This is a genomic window from Nocardia panacis (genome assembly GCF_003598715.1).
GTDB lineage: Bacteria > Actinomycetota > Actinomycetes > Mycobacteriales > Mycobacteriaceae > Nocardia > Nocardia panacis.
Window position 1 is genome coordinate 1103186 of the sequence record NZ_QZFU01000016.1, and the last position, 23087, is coordinate 1126272.

General features: G+C 65.4%; 24 protein-coding genes and 1 tRNA gene. 15 read left to right on the forward strand and 10 right to left on the reverse strand.

Annotated features, from left to right (window positions below; all coding sequences use genetic code 11):
• Positions 1–89: 89 nt before the first annotated feature.
• The gene (locus tag D5S18_RS13205) at positions 90–1094 is read left to right on the forward strand and encodes a glycosyltransferase (RefSeq protein ID WP_120040318.1); all 1005 of its coding nucleotides are present in this window, start codon (positions 90–92) and stop codon (positions 1092–1094) included.
• On the forward strand, positions 1091–2602 hold the full coding sequence (locus D5S18_RS13210; RefSeq protein WP_120040320.1) for a DUF2142 domain-containing protein: 1512 nt from the start codon (positions 1091–1093) through the stop codon (positions 2600–2602). Before D5S18_RS13205 ends, D5S18_RS13210 begins: the two co-directional genes overlap by 4 nt.
• Positions 2603–2657: 55 nt before the next feature.
• On the opposite strand, the gene rfbB is transcribed toward D5S18_RS13210, so the two are convergent.
• Positions 2658–3674, reverse strand: a complete 1017-nt coding sequence (rfbB, locus tag D5S18_RS13215; protein WP_120040321.1) for a dTDP-glucose 4,6-dehydratase — start codon at positions 3672–3674, stop codon at positions 2658–2660.
• 317 nt (positions 3675–3991) lie between these two features.
• Between rfbB and D5S18_RS13220 the strand changes: the two genes are divergently transcribed.
• The 4 genes from D5S18_RS13220 to D5S18_RS13235 all read left to right on the forward strand — a co-directional run bounded on the left by D5S18_RS13220 (position 3992) and on the right by D5S18_RS13235 (position 6978).
• Entirely contained in the window at positions 3992–4705 is a 714-nt protein-coding gene (locus tag D5S18_RS13220) for a DUF8020 domain-containing protein (RefSeq protein ID WP_120040323.1), read from the forward strand.
• 205 nt (positions 4706–4910) lie between these two features.
• The gene (locus D5S18_RS13225) at positions 4911–5618 is read left to right on the forward strand and encodes a DUF8020 domain-containing protein (RefSeq protein ID WP_120040325.1); all 708 of its coding nucleotides are present in this window, start codon (positions 4911–4913) and stop codon (positions 5616–5618) included.
• Between the two features lie 247 nt (positions 5619–5865).
• Positions 5866–6480, forward strand: a complete 615-nt coding sequence (locus D5S18_RS13230) for a hypothetical protein (RefSeq protein ID WP_147403943.1) — start codon at positions 5866–5868, stop codon at positions 6478–6480.
• 9 nt (positions 6481–6489) lie between these two features.
• Positions 6490–6978: a hypothetical protein gene (locus D5S18_RS13235; protein WP_120040329.1), complete on the forward strand. Its 489-nt coding sequence runs from the start codon at positions 6490–6492 to the stop codon at positions 6976–6978.
• Here the strand turns inward: D5S18_RS13235 and D5S18_RS13240 are convergent.
• From D5S18_RS13240 to D5S18_RS13280, 8 genes are all read right to left on the reverse strand, one after another.
• Positions 6967–8097 (reverse strand): hypothetical protein, encoded by a 1131-nt coding sequence (locus D5S18_RS13240; protein WP_120040332.1) that lies wholly within the window; start codon positions 8095–8097, stop codon positions 6967–6969. The two genes, D5S18_RS13235 and D5S18_RS13240, sit on opposite strands and share 12 nt — an antisense overlap.
• Before the next feature lie 161 nt (positions 8098–8258).
• Positions 8259–9110: an SDR family oxidoreductase gene (locus D5S18_RS13245; RefSeq protein WP_120040334.1), complete on the reverse strand. Its 852-nt coding sequence runs from the start codon at positions 9108–9110 to the stop codon at positions 8259–8261.
• Positions 9111–9252: 142 nt separating this feature from the next.
• Positions 9253–10581, reverse strand: a complete 1329-nt coding sequence (locus D5S18_RS35670; protein ID WP_239003711.1) for a hypothetical protein — start codon at positions 10579–10581, stop codon at positions 9253–9255.
• Between the two features lie 60 nt (positions 10582–10641).
• Positions 10642–11691 (reverse strand): ribosome small subunit-dependent GTPase A, encoded by a 1050-nt coding sequence (gene rsgA, locus D5S18_RS13260; protein WP_120040338.1) that lies wholly within the window; start codon positions 11689–11691, stop codon positions 10642–10644.
• Between the two features lie 179 nt (positions 11692–11870).
• Positions 11871–12908, reverse strand: a complete 1038-nt coding sequence (gene glfT1 / locus D5S18_RS13265) for a galactofuranosyltransferase GlfT1 (RefSeq protein WP_239003712.1) — start codon at positions 12906–12908, stop codon at positions 11871–11873.
• On the reverse strand, positions 12905–13750 hold the full coding sequence (gene wzt / locus D5S18_RS13270; RefSeq protein ID WP_120040341.1) for a galactan export ABC transporter ATP-binding subunit Wzt/RfbE: 846 nt from the start codon (positions 13748–13750) through the stop codon (positions 12905–12907). Before wzt ends, glfT1 begins: the two co-directional genes overlap by 4 nt.
• Positions 13751–13757: 7 nt before the next feature.
• Positions 13758–14681 (reverse strand): galactan export ABC transporter permease subunit Wzm/RfbD, encoded by a 924-nt coding sequence (wzm, locus tag D5S18_RS13275; protein ID WP_439651112.1) that lies wholly within the window; start codon positions 14679–14681, stop codon positions 13758–13760.
• Positions 14682–14847: 166 nt separating this feature from the next.
• On the reverse strand, positions 14848–15459 hold the full coding sequence (locus D5S18_RS13280) for a bacterial proteasome activator family protein (protein ID WP_120040343.1): 612 nt from the start codon (positions 15457–15459) through the stop codon (positions 14848–14850).
• 117 nt (positions 15460–15576) lie between these two features.
• Here D5S18_RS13280 and D5S18_RS13285 point away from each other — a divergent pair, with 117 nt between their 5' ends.
• Positions 15577–16779, forward strand: coding sequence for a cysteine desulfurase-like protein (locus D5S18_RS13285; RefSeq protein WP_120040750.1), 1203 nt, complete (start codon positions 15577–15579; stop codon positions 16777–16779).
• A 2-nt stretch (positions 16780–16781) separates the two neighbouring features.
• Here the strand turns inward: D5S18_RS13285 and D5S18_RS13290 are convergent, their stop codons facing one another.
• Positions 16782–17780, reverse strand: a complete 999-nt coding sequence (locus D5S18_RS13290) for an NAD(P)H-quinone oxidoreductase (protein ID WP_120040748.1) — start codon at positions 17778–17780, stop codon at positions 16782–16784.
• Between the two features lie 63 nt (positions 17781–17843).
• On the opposite strand from D5S18_RS13290, the gene rfbC reads away from it, so the two are divergent.
• From rfbC to D5S18_RS13330, 8 genes are all read left to right on the forward strand, one after another.
• Positions 17844–18398, forward strand: coding sequence for a dTDP-4-dehydrorhamnose 3,5-epimerase (gene rfbC, locus D5S18_RS13295; RefSeq protein ID WP_120040345.1), 555 nt, complete (start codon positions 17844–17846; stop codon positions 18396–18398).
• Between the two features lie 42 nt (positions 18399–18440).
• Positions 18441–18941 (forward strand): MarR family winged helix-turn-helix transcriptional regulator, encoded by a 501-nt coding sequence (locus D5S18_RS13300; RefSeq protein WP_239003713.1) that lies wholly within the window; start codon positions 18441–18443, stop codon positions 18939–18941.
• 24 nt (positions 18942–18965) lie between these two features.
• Positions 18966–19053: transfer RNA gene (locus D5S18_RS13305), tRNA-Ser, on the forward strand.
• A gap of 124 nt (positions 19054–19177) precedes the next feature.
• Positions 19178–19654, forward strand: coding sequence for a hypothetical protein (locus D5S18_RS13310; protein ID WP_120040348.1), 477 nt, complete (start codon positions 19178–19180; stop codon positions 19652–19654).
• Between the two features lie 15 nt (positions 19655–19669).
• Positions 19670–20290, forward strand: coding sequence for a helix-turn-helix domain-containing protein (locus tag D5S18_RS13315; RefSeq protein ID WP_120040351.1), 621 nt, complete (start codon positions 19670–19672; stop codon positions 20288–20290).
• Positions 20287–20724 carry a hypothetical protein gene (locus D5S18_RS13320; protein ID WP_120040353.1) on the forward strand — a complete coding sequence of 146 codons (438 nt, stop codon included), beginning with the start codon at positions 20287–20289 and terminating at the stop codon, positions 20722–20724. Before D5S18_RS13315 ends, D5S18_RS13320 begins: the two co-directional genes overlap by 4 nt.
• Positions 20725–20821: 97 nt before the next feature.
• Positions 20822–22141 carry an amidase domain-containing protein gene (locus tag D5S18_RS13325; RefSeq protein ID WP_120040355.1) on the forward strand — a complete coding sequence of 440 codons (1320 nt, stop codon included), beginning with the start codon at positions 20822–20824 and terminating at the stop codon, positions 22139–22141.
• A 12-nt stretch (positions 22142–22153) separates the two neighbouring features.
• A complete protein-coding gene (locus tag D5S18_RS13330) occupies positions 22154–22495 on the forward strand; it encodes a hypothetical protein (protein ID WP_120040357.1) in 342 nt (113 codons plus the stop codon).
• Positions 22496–23087: the final 592 nt, after the last annotated feature.

Below are 23087 nucleotides of genomic sequence, written 5' to 3' on the forward strand. Positions count from 1 at the left end.
CGAACCCGACGAACCGGGTGCGCGTCGGCCCCCGGCTACCTGTACCCTCCCGGTGATCCCACATTCACCGACCTCGAGGATTGAGCAGGGTGGACCCCTCGCACAGCAGTCGCATCGCCGCCATCGTGCCGTGCCACAACGAGGCGGCCTCGGTCGCCAAGGTCGTCGCCGACCTGCAGGCCGCCGTGCCGGGCATCGTCGTCTACGTCTACGACAACCGCAGCACCGACGACACGGCCGAGCGTGCGCGCGAGGCGGGCGCGATAGTGCGCCAGGAGCATACGAAGGGCAAAGGCAATGTGGTGCGCCGCGCCTTCGCCGATATCGAGGCCGATATCTATCTGATGATCGACGGCGACGACACCTACGAGGCGTCGGCCGCGCCGCTGATGATCAAGACGCTGCTGGAAGGTCCCTACGATCATGTGCTCGGCGTGCGCGAGCAGGACGAGGGTGCCTCGGCCTACCGCGCGGGCCACGAGGCGGGCAACCGGGTGCTCAATGGCGTCGTCGGCCAGGTTTTCGGCGAGAATGTCGAGGATATGCTCAGCGGCTTCCGGGTGTTCTCGCGCCGGTTCGTCAAGAGTTTCCCGGCGGTCTCGCGCGAATTCGAGATCGAGACCGAGCTGACGGTGCATTCGCTGCATCTGCGGGTGCCGCAGACGGCGGTGCCGGTGGGTTTCCGGGACCGTCCGGCGGGCAGCGAGTCCAAACTGCGCACGTACCACGACGGTTTCAAGATTCTGGCGCTGATCATCGGGCTGGCCCGCCACGAGCGGCCGGTGGCGTTCTACGGCCTGTTCGGGACCCTGAGCTGGCTGGTGTCGATCATCCTCACCGTGCCGATCGTCATCGAGTTCACCAGAAGCCATGCGGTGCCGAGGTTTCCGACGCTGTTCCTGGCCTTCACCCTGCTGCTGCTCGGCAGCCTGGCCTGGACGGCGGGCCTGATCCTCGACGGTATCCGCCGCTCGCGGCACGAGGCGGCGCGCCTGGTGTATCTGCGGTATACCGCTGCGGGCGCCGAGGAGTCGCGCCCGATGCGGGTCGGCGGAAACGGTGGTGACGCCGGATTCGGTGAGGCGCTCCGGTGAGCACCGAACTCGCCGAGACCGCGGGCACGCCCGTGCCCGAAACCGCTGCCACCAGGGAGAAGTCGAGCGGATTCACCCGATTCTGTTCGGCCGCCGCGGTATTCGCGATAGTGGCAGCCGTCTTCGGTGCGCTGTTCGCCTGGCTGACCCCGGCCTTCTGGGGTCACGACGAGATCACCCAGTTCGGTCGGGCCTATCAGGTGGCGCACGGCGGCTTCCTGCCGCAGCGCATCCCCGATGATCGCGGCGTCTCCTACGGCGGCGAGTTGCCGCGCAGCGTGGACGCCCTGACGAGCTATGCCTTCCAGGACTACAACCGCCATCTCGGCGAGCCGGATCCGATGGTCTCCGATCCCGGCGCCTACGACCGGCTGGGCGCGGCCCCGGTCTCCGAGGAAATGAAGCAGGGGGTCTGGTTCACCAATACCGCCGCCTATTCACCCATCCCGTATATCCCCGCCGCCCTCGGCATCCGGTTGGGCGAGTTGGTCGGCGTCGATACCGGCGGGCTGCTGCTGCTCACCCGATTCGCCGGTCTGGCCGCGTATTTGGCGGTGGTCGGCTTCGGACTGTGGGCGCTGCGCGCGCACCGGGTGCAGTGGTTGGTGTTCGCCGTCGCGGTATTGCCGATCGCCGTCTTCCAGGCGGGCACCGTCACCGCCGACACCCTGACCAACGCGCTCGCGATCATGTTCTCCGCCTTGCTGATCAAGGCGCTGTTCCTCGGTGTGCGCCTGCGCCCGGTCGAGACGGCGGCGCTGTTGACGGCGACCGTGCTGCTGCCGGTCAGCAAGCCCACCTACGTGCTGTTGGCCATGCTGGTGGTGCTCGTCCCCGCCGACCGCCTGGGTCTGTCCGGCATGTTGCGTTGGCTCACTTGGGTTTTCGCGGGCATCGGTGCGATCCTCTTCGCCGTCTGGATGAAGATCGCCGCGCCGACCGGAGACGGTATGGGCCGGATGCGGGCTCCGGAGCAGTGGTATTCGGTCAATCCCGGCGAACAGTTGAGCGGAATCCTGCGCAACCCGCCGCGTTTCCTGCACACCTTCCTCAACAGCGTCTGGCTGCGCGACAATCGTTGGTTCACCCAGTTCTTCGGAGAACTCGGCTTCGCCTACATCGATGTGCCCGCACTGTCCATCATCGCCTGCCTGCTGGCCTTCGCGATCGGCATCGGCATCACCGGTCGGTGGAATCCCGCCTCGGCCACGTTCCGCAGGACGCTGCTCGTGGCACTGGTGCTGGCGGCGAGCGTCGCCATGATCTACGTGACGCTCTACATGTCGTTCACCCCGGTCAACTACTACCTCATCGATGGCGTGCAGGGGCGCTACTTCGTACCGCTGGCGGTCCTGGCGTTCGCGGTGCTGCTGCGCTGGATGCCGCTGCGGCTCACCGATGCCGGTGGCCGCGCGCCGGGGCGGGGTGCGGTGCTCACCCTGGTGGCGGCCTCGGTGCTGGCGCTGGCGGCCGCGCTGGCGAAATACACCTACCTGGTCTGGGGTTGAGTTAGCGAATCACTCGGCGACACACTGAGTATTGCCGAATATTTGCTGGATTCGCCTATTTCTCGGTGGAATTCAGCGTCTGCTCGCCCGACGCGACATAGGCCCGCTCGGTCTCCGCTTTGCGCGGCCGCCACCAGGATTCATTGTCGCGATACCACTGGATGGTGGCGAGCAGCCCGGTGCGGAAATCCGAATACCGTGGCGTCCAACCCAATTCCTCGCGCAGCAGCGAGGCATCGATGGCGTAGCGCTGATCGTGTCCGCGCCGATCGGTGACGTGGTCGAAGTCGTCCGGGTCGCGGTCGAACGCCGCCAGCAGCAGCCGCACCACCGACTTGTTGTCCAGCTCGCCATTCGCGCCGATCAGGTAGGTCCGGCCGAGGCGACCGCGCTCCAGGATGTCCCAGACCGCGCGATTGTGGTCCGCCACGTGGATCCAGTCGCGGACCTGGTGACCCGCGCCGTAGAGGCGGGGGCGCACACCGTCGATCAGATTGGTGATCTGGCGCGGAATGAACTTCTCCACATGTTGATAGGGGCCGTAGTTGTTACTGCAATTCGACAGGGTGGCCCGCACTCCGAACGACCGCGCCCACGCCCGCACCAGCATGTCGCTGCCCGCCTTGGTGGCCGAGTAGGGGCTCGACGGGTTGTAGGCGGTGGACTCGGTGAACGCGGGTTCCTCCGGCGTCAGATCGCCGTAGACCTCATCGGTGGACACATGGTGATAGCGCACCTCGTGGCGGCGCACGGCCTGCAGCAGCGAGTAGGTGCCGATGATATTGGTCTGCAGGAACGGCCACGGATCGGCCAGCGAATTGTCATTGTGCGACTCGGCGGCGAAGTGCACCACCGCGTCCACGCCGCTGACGAGCTCATCCACCAGATCCAGATCGGCGATATCGCCGTGGACGAAGTCGATGCCCTCGGCCACCGAATCGAGCGAGGCCCGATTGCCCGCGTAGGTCAGCGCGTCCAGGACGGTGACAGTGGTGTCCGGGCGCTCGGCCACGGTCTGCCGCACGAAATTCGCGCCGATGAATCCGGCCCCGCCGGTGACAAGCAGTCGCACCCCCAAGACCTTACGTCGATCCGGCCCCCGCGCGGGTCGCGGCATCGGGGTAAACGCGGGCGACAGCAACCGTGATCATCCTGTGATGTTGATCTCATAAACCTCCCCAATGCTGGGGAGGTCACATTCTCGACAAAGGCATCCGATATCGGAAAAGCGCTGCCGCGTGCGGGTTTCGAAAAATTCGCGCACCGCTGCGTCGCGCGGATGAACAGAATGCGAACCGGAGGTCACAATCGGTTCACCATGCGTTAGCTGCCCTGGCTTTCGATCCAGTGGTCCCCTTCGAACGCTGCATATCGAGGAATCACAACACAATGCTGATGAGGAAATTCGCCGCGACGTCGGCGCTGCTGATCGCCGCCATGGGCATCGGCGCGGGCGCCGTCAACGCGGCACCGGCCCGCGAGGCCGATCAGGTCGGAGTCTCGGTCTCCAATCCGGACGCCAATGGTTCGACCGTCATCACCACCGACTCCGGCTCCCTGGTCGTCGAGGACGGCACGTTCAAGGTCAAGGCCGCCAATGGGCAGGTCATGGCGGGCATGCCGCTGACGTTCCGGGTCAACGACTTCGAATTCCCGATGGCCGCCCAAATCATCGGCAAGACGGCCACACTCACCCCCGAATACGACATCGCGCACGCCACCTACAAGCCGGTCGCGCTGCCGTTCGAGGATCAGGCGCCCTGGAAGACCCCGTACGACCGGGAACAGGCCGCCTGGAACCGCATGAAGGACGAGATCTCCCTCGGCGCGACCATCGCCACCCTCGTCGGCACCATCGGTGGCGGCGCGGTGGGTTGCGTGCTCGGCGGTATCGTCGGTGCGACCGCAGCTTCGGCCACCATCATCGGCCTGTTCGGTCCGTTCATCCCCGTGGCCGTCGTGGGCTGCATCGCGGGTGCGGCCACCGCGGCCCCGATCGGCGGTCTGGCCATGAACTTCGTGATCACCGCGCCGGTGGCCATCGCCGCCGCGATCCAGTACTTCACCACCATCAACCAGCCCTTCGTCGCGCCTGCCAAGTAGGTCAGAAGCGCTTGTCGCACAACTGAATTCACAAAAGAACTCACACAATCGGACCTCGCACAACTGAACAGCGAGCCAGGAAGACCCCGCCCGGCAGCCAATACCGGGCGGGGTCTTCTTCGGCCAGGCCGAGTTGCTGAAGATTCGCGAATTCAGTCATCGGTCACCTACATCTGCTGAACGCACCTGATAGAGGACCATCAAAATGCTCATCAAGAAGTTTGCCGCCACCTCCGCGCTGCTCATCGCGGCCCTCGGCGTCACCGCCGGAACCGTGCACGCCGAACCCGCCGCCGACAACGGCGCGGTCAACGTCACCGCCAGCACCACCGACACCCAGTCCATCATCAAGACCGACGTCGGCTCGATGGTCGTCGAGGATGGCGTATTCAAGGTCAAGAACGCCGCGGGTCAGGTGATGGCCGGTATGCCACTCACCTTCCGCGTCAACGACTTCGAATTCCCCATCGCCGCGAATATCGCCGACCACACCGCGACCCTGACCCCGCAGTACGACATCGCGCACGCCGTCTACAAGCCCGCCGCGCTGCCGTTCGAGGATCAGGCCCCGTGGAAGACCCCGTACGACCGGGAACAGTCCACCTGGAACCGCATGAAGGACGAGATCTCCCTCGGCGCGACCGTGGCGACCCTGGTCGGCACCATCGGCGGCGCGGCCGTCGGCTGCGTCCTGGGCGGCATCGTCGGCACCGCGGCCGCAGCCGCCACCCTGGTCGGCCTGTTCGGTCCGTTCATCCCGGCCGCCGTCATCGGCTGCATCGGCGGCGCGATCACCGTCGCCGCCATCGGCGGCATCGGCATGCAGTTCGTCATCACCGCACCGGTGGCCATCGCCGCGGCAATCCAGTACTTCACCACCATCAACCAGCCGTTCGTGCCGCCGGCCAAGTAAAAGCCGGTTACGCAACGCTTTTCGCGACGAAACCCCGCCCGGTCCAAATCCGGGCGGGGTTTCGCGTAATCGCGGCCTGGTACTGCTCCCTTCCGGTAAAATTTCCGGCGGGAGAGTATTCATCAGGGGAATGCCTATGACGCAACCGATTCCGGGTATGCCGACACCGCCGACATACAACGACGGACAGGCTCCACACGGCTCGCAACCCTGGTACAGCCGCGCCGACGATATCGCGTTCGCCGAGGTGGCCACCGCTGCCATGGTCGCGGCGGATGCCGGCGGATGGACGCATGCGGCACGACACCTGCGCCATTATCTCGACAACACCGGCACGGATCTGATTCTCGACCCGGATCAGATGATGAACGATGATGCTCGACTGAAGATGTTCGCCGAAGATACGGTCACGCAGTGGGTGCAGAAGATCTCGAGGTCGGCGATAGCCGCGAACAATTATGAGAATTCGATACCGTTTCAGTCGGGCTGGGTGGGTTGGACATTCGATTCATCGAGTCAGCGCGACTGGTATCTGGCGGTAGGTTCGATGAACATTGCCGTAAGCGGCGCGGTAGCCGTTCATCATCGGGATAATGGTGCGCAGTCGACCGTCACGGTCGATTATCGGATCCATTTTCACGATCGCTACAACTGGGATGGCACCAAGTCGACCGAGATCGCCGGCATCACGGTCACCGACCGTCGGATGGGTGGGCTGCACACAGCCGGATTGGCTCGAGAATTCGATCAGTACGGATCATCGATCGCCAAACACTACGAAGGAGCGCTGCCGACCGATGTCCCGATCAATGCGGAAGGCCCCGAAAACCGCAAGGACACCCGTGCCGATCCGACCCGATGAGTCGACGCGGTGAGCAGGCTGTGGAGGCCGCTGATCGTCGTGATCCTCGGCGTGCTCGCGCTGTCGGTGTTGGCAATCATCGTATTTTCGAAGCTGATTGATCGGGTGGCCGAGCCCAATATCGAGACGTCGACCACGCCAGGGCTGGTGCAGGAAGCATTCGAATACGGTGGATGGACGCTTCCGGATACCGGGAAGGTGCTCCTGGTACGGCGGCAGATTGTTCGGCGTTCGGCGTATCAGATCGCGATCGAGATCCCTACTGCCGATCTCGGCGTGATGCTGGAGAAATCCGGGTTCAGGGCTGTATTCGAAAAGCTGTATGCTACGGGACTCGTGAATCCGATCGCGGGACCCGATCTGTCGTCGTCGCCCAATGTGCAAACGGCCCAGGATGAATTCATTTCGCCGAAAGGTTGGCCGATGTTTCGTAGGGTCACCATCGATGAGCGCAGTCCGGACATGCGAATTGTTCATCTCGTATTCTCAGGTAATTGATCCGATTATGCTTTCGAACCACACATTATTGCCGAACCCATAGCGCAAGGTGCCCATATCGACCACAACCTTGGCCGGGATCTCGAAGTCGGCCGCACCGTTGGTCGGGGCCGCCTGTCCGGGGGAATAGTCGAGTGCCTTGGAAATCTGGTCGATGGTGGTGGTGATCGCCGTCTTCGTGGACTCCGCCGTCTGTCTCAGGGAGTCGACGGCCGACTGGATCTGTGCTTTGGCCGATCCGTCCATGGGATCTTTGAGTCGCAGCGCCCAAACCCCCAACGGCATGGTGAAGCCGAGCGCTTCAATGGGTTTCGTGATGGCACCGCTGATGCCGATCGCCTGATTGTAGACGAGCCGTTCCAGTAGCGCCCCACCCTTTTCGACAATCTTGGCGACCGCCTCCAAACCATTGCTGCGCGCACCGACGGATTGCGCGAGCCCGCCCGCGGTGGATCCGAAACTCTCTGCGGCACTGCCGGTCCAGACGGCGCGCAGCCAACCGGTCCCGCCGGAGAGGTTCTGTGCGGTGACGAAGTCGTTGATGCCGAGAAACCCGATCCGCTTGCCGATGGCTCGCAGCGCCTCCCAATCCGAGACCAGTTGGGTCAGATAGTCGGCTGCCGGTTTGATGCCGATGACTCGGCTCCACGGGTCGTCGTAGGCGGAGATCAGGTCGATCGCCGAGGTGACGACCTGGCGGATTACGAATCGTTCGTCTTCGACCGTCGGCAGTGTGGGCAGTTGCAAGCCGCTGTAGCGGGTGATGCCCGCCGGGGCGGATCCGCCGGAGATCTCGGCGTTGCCCTGGAGTGCGGCGGTCTGCGCCGCGAGCGAATTCGCGTTCGCGTCATCCGTTGCCCGATAGGTGTCCGCCACGGTGGAAAGGCCGGTGAGGAGATTGTTCACGATGTCGATATCGCGCTGCTGCGCCGAGGACAGGGTGCCGTGGAGTCTTTCCAGTGCCGGATTCAGCGTGGCCGCCAGTCCCGAAGCCCCGTGGGGAAGTAGCAGTCCGGACAGTTGGTTCGAGCCGTTGCTCGAGAAGTTCGCGGCCAGATCCCGCAGATCCAGGCTGAATCCGTTGACACTGGCGAGGTCCACCGAGAGTTTTTCAGCCATGTATCCCCCTCGATCATGGTGCGCAAGGTCGAAACTCCCCCGGCGCAGAAGCTCACCCTACCATCGCGGTGGGTTCGCGCCCGTGGATTCGCGGCACTGAGGCGAGCCGAAATACCAAGGGGCCGGGCGGTATTCGCGGCGTCCGGCCCCCGGGTCGCGGCCTAGAGGAACAGATCGGTGGTGAGCGGACCGGTGCCGGGAACGACGCGGTACTTGTCGAGATCGGTGATGCCGTGCGCGGCCAGCACCTCGTCATCGAGGAAGAAGTTGCCGGTGGTCTCCTTGGCCGGGGAGGTCAGGACCAGGTAGGCGGCGTCGGCGTAGATATCGGGGGTGCGGGAGGTGGCGACCATCTCCTCCCCGCCGAGCAGGTTGCGCACCGCGGCGGTGGCGATGGTGGTGCGCGGCCACAGCGAATTCACGCCGATGCCGTCGCCTTTCAGCTCCTCCGCCAAACCCAGTGTGGTGAGCGACATTCCGTACTTGGCGATGGTGTATCCGAGCGACTGGCCTGCCCACTTGGGATCGAGATTGAGCGGAGGGGACAGGGTGAGGATATGTGGATCGCGGCCCGCCGCCGCCGATTCGCGCAGCGCGGGCAGGCTCAGTTTGGCCAGCAGGAAACTGCCCCGGCAGTTGATGTCCTGCATCAGGTCGTACCGCTTCATCGACAGTGCGTCGGTGCCGGACAGGTCGATGGCCGACGCGTTGTTGACGACCATATCGATGCCGCCGAAGCGTTCGACGGTCCGACGCACCGCCTCCGCCACCGAATCATCCACCCGTACGTCGCCGACGAAGGCCAGCACCCGCCCGCCCGCCGCCTCGAGTTCGGCGGCGGCGGTGTGAATGGTGCCGGGCAGTTTGGGATGCGGCTGATCGGTTTTGGCGATGAGGGTGATGTTGGCCCCGTCGGCCGCCGCGCGCCTGGCGATCTCCAATCCGATACCCCGGCTGCCGCCCGACATGATCATCGTCCGTCCGGCCAGCGGTTTGGCTTCCGAATGCGTCATCGACCGCTCCTGTCGTCTGTGCCGCGTGCCCGCGACCTTCCCCGCCTTGCAGGGTAAGCGTAAATCCGAGTCATATGCAACCAGTTGCATAGGGCGACCGACCGAGGGAAGGGGCGTCGGCATCCGACGCCCCTTCTCGAACCTAGATAAAGACTGTCAGCAGCATCGGCAGCACGACGAGCAGCAGGATCACGGCCCACATGATGTACATGAAGACCGCGCCCGGCGTCTTCTGCGGCTCCGGCCCGATCGCGCCGTTGAGGAAGATCAGCGCGGGCGAGCGATAGTAGATCCGCGCGGCCTGTCCCGGCTGCAACATCACCCGCGTCCCCGCGGCGCCCATATCGAAAATCCACGGCGTGGCGACCCAAATGTCGTACACACCCGGCCCGACCGGTATGTGGGTGGATCCCCACCGCGTCACCGGCACCGGATGACCGTTGATCCGAATCTTCGGCTTCACCAGCGCGAGCATGAACGTCAGCGGAAAGAAGGAGGCGTCCACGGTGATTCCCGGTGGATCGGGCTGCTGGCCACCCGGCCCGAATTGCGCACCGGGAGGTGCGAACTGCGGCGGCTGGCCGAATTGTTGACCGAATTGGCCTGCCTGTCCGAACTGCTGCGGCTGACCATAGCCCGCCTGACCGAACCCGCCGGACTGATCCGCAGGTCCGTATTGCGGGGCAGGCTGACCGAATTGCCCAGCAGCCTGGCCATACTGCGGCGCGGCCTGCTCGAACCCGGCGGCTTGCGGTGCGGGTGCCCACTGCCCCGGCTGCGAGGTCAACTGCCCCGGCTGTGACGCCCACTGCCCTGGTTGCGATTCGGGTTGTCCGCTCTGGGCGGCGTGCGAGGGCGGCTGACCGAATGGACTCGCCCCTTGACCGTCCTGCTTCGCCCATGGTTCGAACTGTCCGGCAGGCTGGATGGTGTGCGCACCCGACTGGCCGGGTTGTGCCGCCGCCCAGCCGTTCTGCGCTCCCGACGGATCGATTTGCATGCCCGGCCCAAATTGGCCTGCGGTTTGGCCAAACGGCGTGGCAGCCGGTTCGATTTGCGTGCCCGGCCCGGATTGGCTTGCGGTTTGGCCATACTGCGTGGCAGCGGGTTCGATCTGCGCGTGCGCTCCGGATTGGCTTGCGGCTTGGCCATACTGCGTGGCAGCCGGCTCGACCTGCGCGCCCGGCTCGAATTGGCCTGCCGGTTGACCGTACTGCGTGGCAGCGGGTTCGATCTGCGCGTGCGCCCCGGATTGGCCTGCGGCCTGACCATACGGCGCGGCTGCGGGTTCGACCTGAGCATGCGCTCCGGACTGGCTGAATTGCGGTGTGCCCGAACCGTATTGCGGATACTGAGGTCCGGTGCCGTACGGATTGCCGTGTTGCGGTTGACCGTACGGCTGCGGTTGCTGGGTAGGCCCGGCGGCGGGGTGCGCCGGGTCCTGCGGCGGGAATCCGCCCGGTTGACTCATCTATCCCTCCCGGATGGCGATTGTGCGTGCCGAATGTACCCCGCGTCGGCCGCGTGTGTGCTACGTGCGATAGGTGCCGCGTTCGCGGTACTGCTTGCGGCTCGCCTTGGTGACGACTTTCCATTCGCGCCTGCGCTCGGCTTGAAGCCGATGATCCACGCGCGCTGTCATCCAGGCGTTCTCCTTGGCAAGTTTGCGGTAGCTGTCGAGCCGTCGCCGCGGCAGCGACCCGGTGGCGATGGCGGCCAGGACCGCGCATCCCGGCTCGCCATCGTGCGCGCAGTCGCCGAATCGGCAGTCCTGCGCGAGGGATTCGATATCGCTGAAGGTGCGTTCGATCCCCTCGGTGGCGTCCTGCAAGCCGATGCCGCGCAGTCCGGGGGTGTCGATGAGGGCGCCGCCGGTGGGCAGCGGCCGCAGTTCGCGGTGCACGGTGGTGTGCTTGCCCTTCTTGTCCGAGGCGCGGACAGCTCCGGTGGCGAAGACCTCCTGTCCCAGTAGGGCATTGGCCAGCGTCGATTTCCCCGCACCGGAGCCGCCGAGCAGTGCGACGGTGCCGTCGAGTATGGCCGCGAGCGCTTCGAGGCCCATTCCGGTGGCGGCGCTCACCGCCAGGACCGTGGCGCCGGGTGCGACGGCCCGCGCCTCGTCCAGCGAATCATATTGCGCGGCATCGACTTTGGTGAGCACGACGATCGGTTGCGCGCCGCTCTCCCAAGTCAGCGCCAACAGTCGCTCGATCCGTCCGAGATCCACATCGCCGTCGGCGGGCGCGCAGATCAGCACGATATCCACATTGGCGGCCAGCACCTGGCCGTCCGAACGCCCCGAGGACGCGCCGCGCACGATCGCGGTGCGTCGGGGCAGCAGCTCCCGCACCGAGAGATCCGCGGCGAGGGCGACCCAGTCGCCGGTGCAGAGTCCGCCGAGATCGGAATCCGAACGCGGGCAGCGGGCGCGCAGCACCCCATTCGGGGTGGCGACATCGCATTCGCTGCGATCCATCCGAATCACCCGCGCGGGCAGTCGATTCGCCTGAAGCAGCGGTTCGTAGTCTGCCGCGACGGATTCGGTCCAGCCGTAGGGAATGAGCAGGTCGTAGTCGACCATGAAGAGTCCTTCGTCGAGCGCCGAGCCCGACCCGGACTCAGCGAGAGGTGTGTGAAGTGGAGATGTGCGCGACCCGTCCAGGCACGCCGAAGCAGACAATCCTCGTCACGGTCCACACCTCCTCACCCTTGCTCGAAGCGACTCCCACACTTTGTCAGACCGGGAATTCCGGCCGCAACCTATTTATCGGCGTCGGGTTTTCCGAACTGCTCATGGCGCCCCAGCGAGCGCAGATGGAACCACTCCCGCAGCCCCGCCGGATCCCGTCGGGTCACCAGGAAGAACCAGGAGAAGCGAATCCACTCCTGCGGCAACAGCTTCCGCATCCCCGGCTGCGACATCAGATAGCCGCGATTGCGATAGGTGAAGTAGCGCTTCACCGGATCGTCCGGGTATTGGGTGTGCATGCGGCCGCCGAGGATCGGCTTGAATTCGGCGGAACCATTGGGATGCAGGTACGCGGTCTGCAAACAGGTGCCGAACGGCAGACCCGAACGGACCAGGCGGCGATGCACCTCGACCTCGTCACCCCGCACGAACAGGCGCAGATCCGGCACCCCGATCAGATCGACCGCCCTGGCCGAGACGAGCGCGCCATTGAACAGCGAGGCGATACCGGGTAGGAAATCCTCCTCGCCCAGTTCCGAGCGCAGCCGCCGCCACACCACTCCGCGCCGCAGCGGGAAGGCCAGACGGTCCGGATTGTCGATATCGCAGACGACGGGGGAGACCTCGAGCAGTCCGTGCCGCGCGGCGCAATCCAGCAGTATGGACAGCACCTCCGTCCCTTCGGGACGGCCGTCGTCATCGGCGAGCCAGATCCAATCGGCCCCGAGGGTGAGTGCGTGCAGGATGCCGAGCGCGAATCCGCCCGCACCGCCGAGATTGTGCGCCGACCCCAGGTAGGTGGCCTCGATCGGCTGCTCACGCACCAGATCCGCCACCTCGGACTCATTGGCGTTGTCGACCACGATCAGGTGATCCACCGGGCGGGTCTGGGAGGTGACGGTTTTCAGCGATTCGGCGAGCAGTTCGCGGCGCTTGTGGGTGACCACCACCGCGATGATCCGCGCGCCCGGCCCGGCGTCGACCGGGGCGAAGGGCGAGACGCCGGGAAGATCCTCGGGTGCGCCGCCTTCGGACACCGCATCAACTGCTGAGTCGACCGGGACATCGGTCCCTGCCTCGATCGGGACCTGCCCGGCCGGCTCGCTCATACCTGGTTCCGCTCCAGTTCTCGTTGGCTGCCCTCCGCGGCAGCGCGCTCGGCTTCCATTTCGCGCAGTACGGTCGCGACGTGATTCCCCGCATCGGGACCCTCGTAGGCTCGCACCACTTCTTCGATGCCGCCGCGCGAACGGATCTGCCCGTGATCGATCCACAGCGCGGAATCGCAGAGTTGGGCGAGGAATTCGTTGGAATGGCTGGCGAAGACAAGTATGCCGGATCGAGCGACCAACTCCTGCAGGCGAAGTCGCGCCTTCTTCATGAATTCCGCGTCGACCGCGCCGATACCCTCGTCGAGCAGCAGGATCTCGGGATCGATCGAGGTGACCACGCCCATGGCCAACCGCACCCGCATACCGTTGGAATAGGTGCGCAGCGGCATGGACAGATATTCGCCCAGCTCGGTGAATTCGGCGATCTCGTCGATCTTCGCCGCCATCTGCTTGCGCGTCTGTCCGAGGAACAGCCCGCGGATGATGATGTTCTCGTAGCCGGAGATCTCCGGATCCATACCGACGCCGAGATCGAATACCGGCGCGACCCGGCCGCGAATGCGGGCGCTGCCGCGCGAGGGTTCGTAGATCCCCGACAGCAGCCGCAGCAGGGTGGATTTACCCGCGCCATTGTGGCCGACCAGACCGATCCGGTCGCCCTCCTTCAGCGAGAGGTTGATATCGCGCAGCGCCTCGACCACCACCACATCGGATTGGTTGCGCCCGATCGCGCCGCCCGCCTTGCCGAGGAACGCCTTCTTCAACGACCGCGATTTCGCGTCGAAGATCGGGAATTCCACCCACGCGCCGCGGGTTTCGATGCTGACCCGGTCTGTCATCGGACTCCTATACCCAGTACGGCACGCGCGAACGGTATTTCCGCATCGCGAACACAGCCACGATCCAGCCGACGGCGGTAATGGCCAGCACGATCACCCAGTGGCGCAGCGCCGACGGCTCGCCGAGCAGCGGGGCGCGCACAATCTCCAGGTAGTGGAAGGTGGGCACGATCTCGACCAGGTGCGCCCGGCTGCCCGCGTTGATCTGCGTTTGCAGCGCCTGGGTTTTCCACATGACCGGCGTGAGCACGAACAGCATCAGCGCGGTGCTGCTCAGAATGGGGGCGATATCGCGGTAGCGGGTGCTGAATATGCCGAACACGATCGAGACCCACATGGAATTCAGGAACACCAGCACGATGGCGGGGATGGCCAGCAGGCTCGACCAGCGCAGATGCTCCCACACGCCGAAGCCCGCCAGCAGCACCAGGTAAATAAGAATATTGTGCGCGAAGAACAGGAATTGTCGCCACACCAGCCGGTAGACGTGCACGCTCAGCGCCGAGGGCAACTGTTTGATCAGGCCCTCGTTCGCGATGAAGACCTCGGACCCCTCGATAATGCTGGCATTGATGACATTCCAGATGATCAGGCCGATCGTCACATACGGCAGATATTCCTTGATCGAGGAATTGAACAGCGTCGCGTAGAGCAGGCCCATGGCGGTCGCCTGCAACGCGGTGGCGATGGTGATCCAGAACGGGCCGAGCACCGAGCGCCGGTACCGCTGCTTGATGTCCTGCCAGCCCAGGGAAAGCCAGAGTTCGCGCTGACCGAAGCCGTCGCGGAAGTCCTTGAAGGCGCGGGTGAAGGTCTGCGAATCCGAGGCGAGCGGGGTCACATCCGTCGGCGTATGGATCTGGGACGACGCCGCCTTCTCCGGGACCTGTTCGGTGGTCTTGTCCGCTGCCGAATTCTCTTCTGTACGCACTGGGCTCTCATCCGAAGGCACTTGGCTGTGTTCAGGACGCACCGCACTCGCGTCGGAGACCGAGTCGGGGCGAGCGGCAGCGGCGGGCACGGTGCACGACACTACCCTTGCGCGTCATCGCGGGTCCGCGTGGCACACGCCGACCCGCGACGCGTCGGAAACCCGCTCAGAGGTACTGGCCGGACCCGCTCGAGCCCTGGTTTCCCGGTATTCGCGGATCGTGGGCGTGGATGCCGGGCGGGAGCGCGCCCTGCCGCATCTGCTCGAGCTGTGCCCGCGCCGCCATCTGCTGGGCGAACAGCGCGGTCTGGATGCCGTGGAACAGGCCCTCCAACCAGCCGACCAGCTGGGCCTGCGCGATCCGCAGCTCCGCGTCCGAGGGGACGGTGTCCTCGCTGAACGGCAGCGCCAGCCGCTCGAGTTCATCGCGCAGTTCCGGGGCGAGACCCTGTTCCAGTTCGCGAATGGAGGATTTGTGGATCTCGCGCAGCCTGGTGCGGCTCGCGTCGTCGAGCGGGGCCGCCCGCACCTCCTCGAGCAACTGTTTGATCATGGTGCCGATGCGCATCACCTTGGCGGGCTGTTCGACCATATCCGCCAGCGATTCGCCGGAGTCGTCGCGGTTGTCGGCACCGTCGTTGTTCTCCGCACCGCCGCCTTCACCCAGCACCTGTGCGTTCAGGGGGGAGTCCGACACCGCCTGCGCGGGGATGATCAACGGCCTGCCCTCGGGTCCGATCACGACGATGGAGTCCGGCGTCTCATCCGATTGCGTCATGGTCCCTATCATGTCGCGTCCTCGCGCGATGCGCTAAGCCCGGTGGTATCGCGGGCGGGGTCGCGGGCGGGCGAACTGGGTTACGCAGCCTCGCCCGCTGCCCTTAGAGTGGCCAGCATGACTTACGACGTCGCGCGGGTTCGGGGCCTGATACCGTCCCTGGGCGACGGGTGGATCCACCTGGATCCACAATCGGGAATGTTGGTCCCGGACGCGGTATCCCGCGCCGTGTCAACAGGATTCCGGACTTCCTCTTTCTCTCATACGGGCAGGCATGGCGCCGCGGTGCGCAGCGCGGCCATCCTGGACGCGGCCCGCGCGGCCGTCGCCGACCTGGTGGGTGGGGACCCGGCGGGTGTGGTGCTCGGCCCGGATCGCGCGGTCCTGCTGGCCTGGCTGGCGGAGTCGCTCAGCTCACGTCTCGGACTCGGCACCGGCATCGTGCTCTCGCGCCTGGACGACGAGGCGAATGTCGCTCCTTGGTTGCGCATCGCCAACCGCTACGGTGCGCACGTGCGCTGGGCCGAGGTCGAGATCGAGACCTGCGAGATGCCGTCGTGGCAGTTCGAGGAGCTGATCGGGCCGACGGCCCGCCTGGTGGCGCTCACCGCGGCCTCCCCGATCGTCGGGTCGGCGCCCGCCGTCCGGGTCGCCGCCGACAGGGTGCATCAGGTGGGTGGCTTGCTCGTCGCCGACTGCTTCGGCGCCGCGCCCTACGCGCTCCTCGATATCGACGACCTGAACGCCGACGTGATCGCGCTCAGCGCCCCCGCGTGGGGCGGCCCGCAGATGGGCGCGCTGGTCTTCCGCGATCCCGCCTTCCTCGACCGCATTCCCTCCATGTCGCTGAACCCCTACGCCAAGGGCGCCGAGCGGCTAGAGGTGGGCGGCCACCAGTACGCGCTGCTCGCGGGCCTCACCACCTCCATCGACTATCTGGCCGCGCTCGACGAGCGGGCGCGCGGCACCCGCCGCGAGCGGCTGGAAATCTCGATCACCTCGCTGCAGGACTATCACGATCAGCTGTTCGAACACCTGATGGAGGTGCTCGACAAGGTCCCCGAACTGACCGTCATCGGTCGGGCCTCCACCCGGATACCCACGGTCAGCTTCACCATGGGCGGTATGCAGGCGGAGAAGATCGCCGCCAAACTCGCCGACAATCGCATCGGCACGGTCAGCGGCGTGCACGGCGGTAGCCGACTGCTCGACGCGCTCGGCGTCAATGACGAGGGCGGGGCGGTCACCATCGGACTCGCCCCGTACACCACGAGATTCGAGATCGATCAGCTCGGTCGGGCGCTGGCCGGACTGGAATAGCCCTACTCGACGCGCAACAGCACCTTGCCGAAGACCTTGGAGTCTTCGAGCATGCGGTGCGCGGCCGCCGCCTCGGTGATCGGCAATTCGGCGCCGACCACCGGCGCCACGATGCCCTCGGCCAGCATCGGCCACATCCGCCGCCGCAATTCGCCCACGATCTCCGCTTTGCTGCCCGCGCCGGTATTCGGCCGATTGCGCACATTGGTGGCGTGCACACTGCCCCATTTGCGCAGCAGCGCACCGATATTCAACTCGCCGGTGACCCCGCCCTGCATGCCGATCACTACTAGGCGCCCGTGCGGGGCCAGTGCCTCCACATTGCGGGCCAGATAGGAACCGCCCATGACGTCGAGAATGACATCCGCGCCGAATCCGCCGGAGCCGGAACGCTCCTCGGCGATCCTGGCGACGAAATCCTCCTCGCGGTAGTTGATCAGAATCTGTGCGCCCAATTCGGCGCAGCGCGCCAACTTCTCGGCCGACCCCGCCGTCACCGCGACCCGCGCGCCGAGCGCCCGCGCGACCTGAATGGCGTGCGAGCCGATCCCGCTGCCGCCGCCGTGGATCAGCAGCAACTGTCCGGCATGCAGTCCGGCGGTATCCACCAGGTTCGACCACACCGTCGCCGCGACCTCGGGCAATGCGGCCGCCGCGACCAGATCCAGCTCATCCGGCACCGCGAGCACCTGTCCGGCAGGCACGACGACACGTTCGGCGTAGCCGCCGCCCGCCAGCAGCGCGCAGACCCGATCACCGATCCGCCAATCGCGCACACCCGCACCGAGCGCCGCGATCACCCCCGAACACTCCAGTCCGAGCGTCTCGCTCGCGCCGGGCGGCGCGGGATAGAAACCCTGGCGCTGCAACATATCCGCGCGATTCACGCCCGCCGCGGCCACATCGATCAGCACCTCGCCCGGACCGGGCGCCGGATCGGGGGCCGCACCCCACTGCATGACTTCAGGTCCACCGAAACCGTTCAGATTGATTGCGCGCACCCGACCAGAGTGCACCATCGCGGAAGCGGCGCGGCGACGACACATCGGTGCCACCATGGTCGGGTGCGCATCGAGCGAACCGACCTGGCCGACGTGCTTGTCCTCGAACCCGAACCCTTCCGCGACGAACGCGGCCTATTCACCAGAACTTTCGACGCGAACGCCTTCGACGCCTTTCTCGACGCGCCCGGATTCTCCGGGGGATTCGTCCAGGACTCCCAATCCCGTTCGGCGCCCGGCGTGGTGCGCGGCATGCACGGACGCGCGGGGCGCGGCGAGGCCAAACTCGTGCGATGCGCGCGCGGCGCGGTGCACGATGTGCTCGTCGATATCCGGCCGTCCTCACCGAGTTTCGGGCGGCAACAGTCATTCCTGTTGGACGACAAAGACTTTCGTCACCTCTACGTGCCACCCGGTTTCCTGCACGGCTTCCAGGCGCTGACCGAGGCCGATGTCTGCTACCGGATCGACCGCCCACACGATCCGGCCGAGGATCTCGGCGTCGCCCACGACGATCCGGAATTGGCCATCGACTGGCCGCTGCCGGTGAGCGTCATCTCGGCCCGCGACGCGTCCGCCGGGAGTTGGCGCGCACTGGTCGATCGGCTGGGCGACTGAGCACCGTCCGCTGAGCCGTTTCACGCCTGGTAGGCCCCTAGAATGAGCGGCGTGCATCCCGAACCGAGCGGTCGGACGATGGCCGAGCCGCGGTGGCTCACCGCGAACCAGCAGCATGCCTGGCGCGCCTACATGGACGGTCATCTGCGCCTGATGACGGCGCTGAACCGTCAGCTCCAGCGCGACAGCGAACTCAGCCTCCCCGAATATCGGATCCTGGTGCTGCTCTCGGAGGCCCCCGACCGATCGCTGCGGATGAGCGAACTCGCCGACGGCGTGCTGTCCTCCCGCAGCAGGCTCACCCACCAGATCCGCCGCCTCGAAGCCCAGCGCATGGTGCGCCGCAATACCTGCCTGGAAGACGGCCGCGGCGTGGTCGCCGAACTCACCGACGAGGGCATGGCCCGCCTGAAAGCCGCCGCCCCCGGCCACGTCGCCGAGGTCCACCGCGATTTCATCGACCTGCTCACCCCCGCCCAACTAGCCGTCATCACCGAGGTTTTCGCCCGCGTCGATGCCGAACTCGCCCGCCGCGCCTGCTGACCCGTCGGCTACCATCGGTGACCTGGAGACGTGGCAGAGCGGCCGAATGCACTCGCCTTGAAAGCGAGCGTCGCGAAAGCGACCGGGGGTTCAAATCCCTCCGTCTCCGCCATCTGACCCCCGGGGCACCGGGCATTGCCATCCGGCTCCTTGTGTCGGTCCCATCTGGTATTGCTGGTTGCGAGCGGCGAACCAATACGCCGTTGACCATCGGTTCGCACGGGGGACGGGTTCGCGTGACCAGTGAGGTGCCAGGGCATTGGCCGTACGGCGAGCGGACACCCGAAGTGCATCCGGAGTTCAAGGCCGACCTGAACCGCATCACGGTCGGGGATCCGGAACCCGCCCGACCCGACGGCTCGCCGACGCCTGGCCACGCAGACCGAATCATGCTGCGGCGAGAGCTGATAGCCCTGATGAAAGCCGCGCACTCGGGCACAGTGCGTGACATCGAATACGAGCAGGTTCGCGACGGAGATATTGTCGTCGAGCTGAAGTTCCCTCGGCCGGGCAACCGCGGTGGCTGGCACTTCCGGCTGTACGCAGGCGTCCCCAACATGCCGGCCGTGCTGGTCTGGGTGGTCGCCTCGCGTAAGCCCGACCAGCGGTGGGACCACAGATGGAACCAGATCCAGAACGGGCACATCAGGCTTGCGGTACACCGCTTCAAGGAGTGGATCACAGACCGATTCGCGGCACAGCTCCGCCGTTGAGGTTAACCTCAACATATGACCGCAAACGACGATCTCAACGACCTGATGGGGATCGACATGAGCGATCCACGCGAAGCTCTCGCACACGATCTCGTCGAAGCCGATCATCAGATGCTGGAGAAGCTGGTCGACCTGCGGAAGAACGTCGTCAAGATTACTGCCAGTCAGGTCGCGCACGACATCGGCCGCAACCGATCGGTGATCACGCAGTTCGAGAAATTGACCTCCGATCCGCGGCTGTCCACGATCCGGCGGTACGCGCTCGCGATCGGTGCACGCATCACCCATCATGTAGAACTTGTCAACGCAACATCGCGAGTAGCCGAGTTCGACGAGACCGATGCGGCCGACGAGAGCGCGAACCACCTCGAAGAAGTTCGCACGGCACTGTCCAGGTTGCTCGAGGAGTGTGGCGCGGCGAATTCGACGCGGCTGGACGTGTTCCTTGAAGGCGTGACGGGCCGCCCAGTTCTGCGGCCTGGTGGAGTTCAATGGTTTCAGGTCTCGAGTTGGAGAACGTACTCCGCCCAGTTGACGTCCGGCGCACCTGTGTACTCGCCCAACCGTGAGTTCAACTCCGGAGTAGCTCCGCACGCTGCCAACAGCATGGAAGTCTCGATGGAGGCAACCGAGTGAAGCTCACCATCTTGACCGCAGATGCCACCCAGAGCGATCCGTCAGGGAAAGTGCACGCTCTTGGCCTCGGCTGGAGCTGGACCGTTACGCCAACCCCACCGATGTCGGTAGTTGTCTTTGTCGACCCGGAACCCGATATCGACCAGATCGGCGTTTTCCTGGTGCGCGTACAGCTGTGGAGCGCCGACGGAAACCCTGTTCAGTTCCAAGACGCGCCGATGGACTTCGTACTCACCGCGAACATCGTCGATCTACGTGCGCGGGCGGCCGCCGGGATTACTCTCGGTCCCGGCCTCACGTTGCCTCCGGGACGCTACCTCTGGCATGCGGAGCTGTTGGGCAAAGGCGTGATTGCAGATACTGCGTTCAACGTTCAGCAGAGTGTCGAGCCCGAAGTGGCCGAGGAGTCCACGGATGGCGTAGTGGTGGGCTAGTCGAGGTACTCACCGGTGGGAGTAGCGGCCCAAATCCGTCGGGTGCGGCCAGGCATGATCGGTGCGTCACATAGACCCGGTCCAAGGGGGTCGACCGGTGGTCACCTTTGCCCAGTTGCGCAGTGCGAAACCTGCCTCGTGGATCGCCGCTGCCGACGATCTGCTGGCCGCCGCGCAACATTGTGAGCGCGTCAAAGACGATGTTCACGGCAATGGTGTTCGCTCGCTGAACGAGGATTGGCAGAGTCAGTACGGCCAATCGGCCGCGGTCCACGCCCTGCTCACGGTCGCCGATCAGGCCGAGATCGCCGCCATCCTCGCCAGGTCGACCGTGGATCCGCTCGACTCGCTCGGCCGAGCCATCGAAATCGCCCAGCAGGAACTGGAATCGGGTCTGGAGATCGCGCGCAAAGCCTGCCTCGAGGTCGACCCCGCGACCGGTGCGGTGACGATACCGGCGGCGCTGCGCCATGAGGAGGGGGCGATCCATGACAGGCAGCGTGCGCAGCAGGTGATCGACAACGCGATCAAGGCCGCGACGCAGGCGGATGGACACTGCACCGAGGCGCTCGCTGCGGCGGCGCAGTTGGATCCGGCGAAGACGAGCTCGAGCGTGGCCGACGCGCAGAACATCCAGGCGCGAAACGCCGAGCTCGCGCTTGAGGAGATTCGCAATACGCTGCCCGAGGGTCTGCCGCCGGATCTGGTCGAGCAGTGGTGGAACGCGTTGACCCCGGCGGAGCGGAGCCGCCTCGAACTCGCCGCCCCGATCGAACTGTTCGACCTGCCGGGAATTCCCGATGGTGTGAAGCGCGAGCTCGACCGGCCCGAGAACGGATTCAGTGCGATCGGTGCACTCAGGTACGCGCGCGCCCATGTCGATGACACCGGCATCGACTGGACCGGTCGGGACAACTGCACGAATTTCGTCTCGCACGTGCTGGCATATGGCGGCGGGATGTCGGGCAAGGAGAGCTGGTGGAAGCCGCGCCGCTTCGATGACGACGGATGGAGCGATGGCACCGGGGGCGGATCCGATATCGGGCCGCCGGGGTGGGCGCACACACCGTCCTGGGGCGCCGCGCAGGAGAATCGGGACTTCTTTGTCGAGAACGGCGGTCGGATCGTGGCCTCCGTCGAGGGATCCGCTGGAACTCTCGCGGGCGTGCGTCCCGGCGATCTGCTGTATTTCACCGAGACCCAGGAGCGTCCGGCGGGCGAGGACCATGGGGCGCTGCATCCGGGGCAGGTCCATCACGCCGCGGTGGTGACGGCGGTGCTTCCCGACGGAAACGTCCTGTACACACAGCATTCCGGCGCGGCGGAGAACTATCCGCTCAATGGTCGGCTGCCGGAGTTCGAACAGCAGGTCGGCAGGCAGAAGATCGAGGTCGTGCGGCCGAAGGTCACCTGGTGAAGGAGTCTGGCCGTGAGCGGAATCTATATCGAACCGGCCAGGGTGAAGGCCACGGGCAACGCGCTCGACGCGCTGGCAGTCGCCGCGCGCGAGCAGACCGATAGGTACTTCGAGTCGTCCGCGCAGGTGGGCGCCGACAATCCGGGTTTCGCCGCCGGACCGCAGTTGGCGGCGTACGCAACCGAATTGCACTCGCAGATCAAGGGTTTCATCGATGACCTGTCCGCGAGCGCGAAGGGGATCGTCGAGGCCGCCGCCGACCACGAAACCGTCGATGGGGCCAGCGCACATGCTCTGACCAGCGAGTTCCTTGCGTTGAACGGTCTTGCGGCGGCCCCGCTGTCGGGCCGGTAGGCACGAATCTTCGTGTCCTGGGTCACATTTACGCCGCCCAATCCGTCGAGCGGGTGGATTGCCCGGCTTTGAACTGCGGAAACGCCGCGTTTCCAGGGGATTTGACGCGGTGTTCTTCTCCGCGTAACTTATTCCAGGTCAGAGCGACACGGACACCGACCCGGAGCCTCTAGCAGCGGAAACGCCGCCGGAGAGCATGGGAAACGAGGTAGGACGAGGAGCGCCTGACAGTCAGTTGGCCCGATTTGGATCCAGTCGAACACTGGGTGTACGGTTGGTGTCAGCTGAGGAACATTGCTTCACCGATCAATCGAGTTAATTCTTGTGATGATGGTGTGTGCGTGTGTTCTTTGAGAACTCAATAGTGTGTCGATGAATGTCAGTGCCAATTTTTTGGTTCCTTTCCTTCATACCCCCGTGTGGAGGATGGACATTTTTGAAGTCAGCTAATTTCCGGCTGGCGATTTGTTTTGCTGGGTTTTCGGACTCTAGTGAATTATTCTGATCGTGCCTTTCGGGGTGTGATTGTGAGTCTTCAACGGAGAGTTTGATCCTGGCTCAGGACGAACGCTGGCGGCGTGCTTAACACATG